At 50.1% G+C, this 2,838-nt stretch carries 2 protein-coding genes; both read left to right on the forward strand.

What is annotated here, in order from left to right:
- Positions 1 to 1,756 (forward strand): HEAT repeat domain-containing protein (locus MHN01_RS23245; protein ID WP_239413728.1); only part of this gene is annotated, 1,756 nt, incomplete at its 5' end.
- Between the two features lie 148 nt (positions 1,757 to 1,904).
- The coding region (locus MHN01_RS23250) for a cache domain-containing protein (RefSeq protein WP_239413729.1) at positions 1,905 to 2,838 on the forward strand (934 nt) is incomplete at its 3' end.

Here is a 2,838-nt window from a genome sequence, read left to right on the forward strand (position 1 = left end):
GGCCCAAAGTGATAGCAAAATAGCAACTATTCAACTGTTCAAAGCAATGTCAGATGAAGACCCTGAGATCCGAAGAGCCGCTGTTGAGGCGCTTTGCCGTCGCAAGGCTATTGAGTATCAATGGGATATAGTGCTTCGTCTGTGCGATCAAGAGCAAAGAGTCCGAGAGGCGGTCGAAGCAGGGCTGGATATGATGGGAGAGCTGGATAAGTTGTCGCAGGCCAAGCTGTATTTATTGGCACAAAAAGCGCCCGGTGCTGCTTTGTCGACAATTCTTGCGCTGATGGCTTGTCATGTCGACGCGCCCGGTTCTGAATGCCTAGAATGGATTGCTGAGCAGTTACACCATGATGACCCGGCAGTGGTGTATGCGGCGGCTGACTTTTTTGCTTCAACAAAGTATGAGGGCGATGTATATAGTGAGCTGGTCGTTCAGCGCTGCCTAAAACATGTAGAACGGACGACTCTGCCGGTGTCGTTACGGGCTGACTATATTCGCCTGCTCAGTAAATTGGTCTGTCTGCGGGACGCCTTTTGGGCTGCCGTATACCCGGTGATGCAATATATCGTTAACGATGAGCAGAATGATGGGGCATTGCGTCAGGCAGCATTGGATTTGCTCGTACGCATCTCTTCTTCTACAGGCCAGCAATATCTCCGTGATCTTATTTTGGGTTTCGCAGCCAAAGGGGAACTGATACCGGTCAATCAACTGGATACTGATGAGGAAAGCGGTAACCGTAAGGCAGAAGAGACGGCATCAGCGGAAGCTGTTGAGCTAAATTCAGAATCAAGCCCAGAACCAGCTTCTGACATTCTGGAGTTGGAACAACTGCTTGCCGCTCATGAAGAAAAGTTTTCGGCTTTGGCTGAAGACGATTTGCCAGCAGCGACCCCGACCTCGACGCTGGCGGCGATTCAGCAAACCAATGTTGAGGCGATGTTGAACAACCCGAAAGAAGAACAAGCCCCGGAACAGCATGTGCTTGATATGATCGAAGAGCTGCCTGATGACTATACTGACTACACCGAGATTGTGCGTGATCATTTTGATACCTCAGGCAAGTTAGAGCTAAACCGCAAGAAAATTGCCAAAATACCGCAACTGGGAAACAAACTTCTCGCACTGCGGGCATTGGGAAGTAGCGAGCAGCCAGCAGCTGTTCCCTTGCTGATTGAATCCCTGTTGGGCGCGGAGCCAAGCGAGCAGGTTGAGATCTTCGGTTCGTTGGCACGTCTGGCTGATACAGTTTCCGTTCCTGAAATCAAAAATGCGATCGGGGCGGCTGCGAACACCCTCTATCACGGCGATAGCGTCACCAAGCAGGCCGCAACCCGGTATCTGGCCAAGATGCCTATGGCTAAGGCGTTGCCATTATTATTGCAGGGGACTCGCGATCAGCATGAACACGTCAGAATCTGTAGTCTGATGGCCATTGAACAGCAACTTGCCACCCATACCGTTAGGCAGCAAGATCGCCCGGCCTTAAATGCGGCTCTTGCCAAGGCGTTGCAGGATCCTGCTGGAGGTATCCGCAAACTAGCATTGAAGCTGCTTGCAGATATTGATCTTAAGTTACATCTCGATATTCTGCTTGAGGCCGCTATCAGCAATGATGAGGTAAACGAGATTGCCGCGTCGTCTCTTCGTCACAGCAAAGAAAAGGTGCTGGGTAAACTGGCGGGATTGCTCCCAGACCTGGATGACCACCGCCAGCCCCTGGCGATAAAGCTGGCAGGCGGGCTATTGTCATAGTTTTTATTCACTTATGGCGTATTTCGTAAACGTTATACGCCTTAGCTGTATACCTAAGTCCGCGACGGGTCACGAAATTAATATGCCAACCCTTCAATGTGTAACGGCTTTGGTATGATTATTATCAATAACGCACAAGGGAATGGGTATGGACGAACTGGATGCGCCGCGTCACTTCGTGAAACAACGCCAGTTTTATACCGAGTTGCTGCTATGGTTGATCCCGGGCTGGATGGCTATTCTGGGACTGATGCTGGTCCACTATTTTTTAAGTGTCCATAACGAGCAGCAATATGCCCTGCATAACGAACGAGTGATCGTCGAGCTGATAGAAGAAGTGCTCGACGATAGCCTGAGCAGTATGTCGTCAGATGCTAAGCTGCTTTCGTATATGGCCGGAAAACAAGCCGATGCCCCTGCCGCGCAGTTCAAAGCCAATCTGACTGACTATTTCATCCAACTGGCCAGTAACCAATCTAGTTACGATCAAGTTCGATTTATTGATACTTCTGGTAGGGAAATAGTACGTGTTAACAACGTGGATAACCGGATCCATGCAGTTGACGAGCAGCACCTGCAAAACAAATCCCGGCGATATTATTTTCAGCGTAGTGTCGAATTGGCGCCTGACAAGGTCTATATCTCACCGATGGATCTGAATGTCGAAGGCGGTAAAATCCAGCAACCGTTAAATCCGACTATTCGAGTCGGGGCATCGGTATTCGACCGTGATCAACAGCGAACTGGCGTAGTGGTACTGAACTATAAAGCCAGACAGCTGATTGATAAGCTATTGACTATTTCCCCAACGTTCATTCAACACCTGTTTATCTTAAACCCCGAGGGGGTAGCGGTGATCCAGCCGGCCAGCAGCAGTGAGTCAGCATTCAGTTTTAACCCCGAGGGCGCGGTCGATCCTCAGGTGCTGGGGCTGATAAACCGTGAGCATACGGGCCAACTACAACTGGGAGAGAGCTTTTTTACCTTTACCCAAACCGATACAGCCAGCAACGGCAACTGGACAATCATTTCGGTATTCCCCGAACAGCGTATGAATCTGGCGCGGATAGCTTTTACGGACA

This window comes from Photobacterium sp. OFAV2-7 (assembly GCF_022347985.1).
GTDB lineage: Bacteria > Pseudomonadota > Gammaproteobacteria > Enterobacterales > Vibrionaceae > Photobacterium.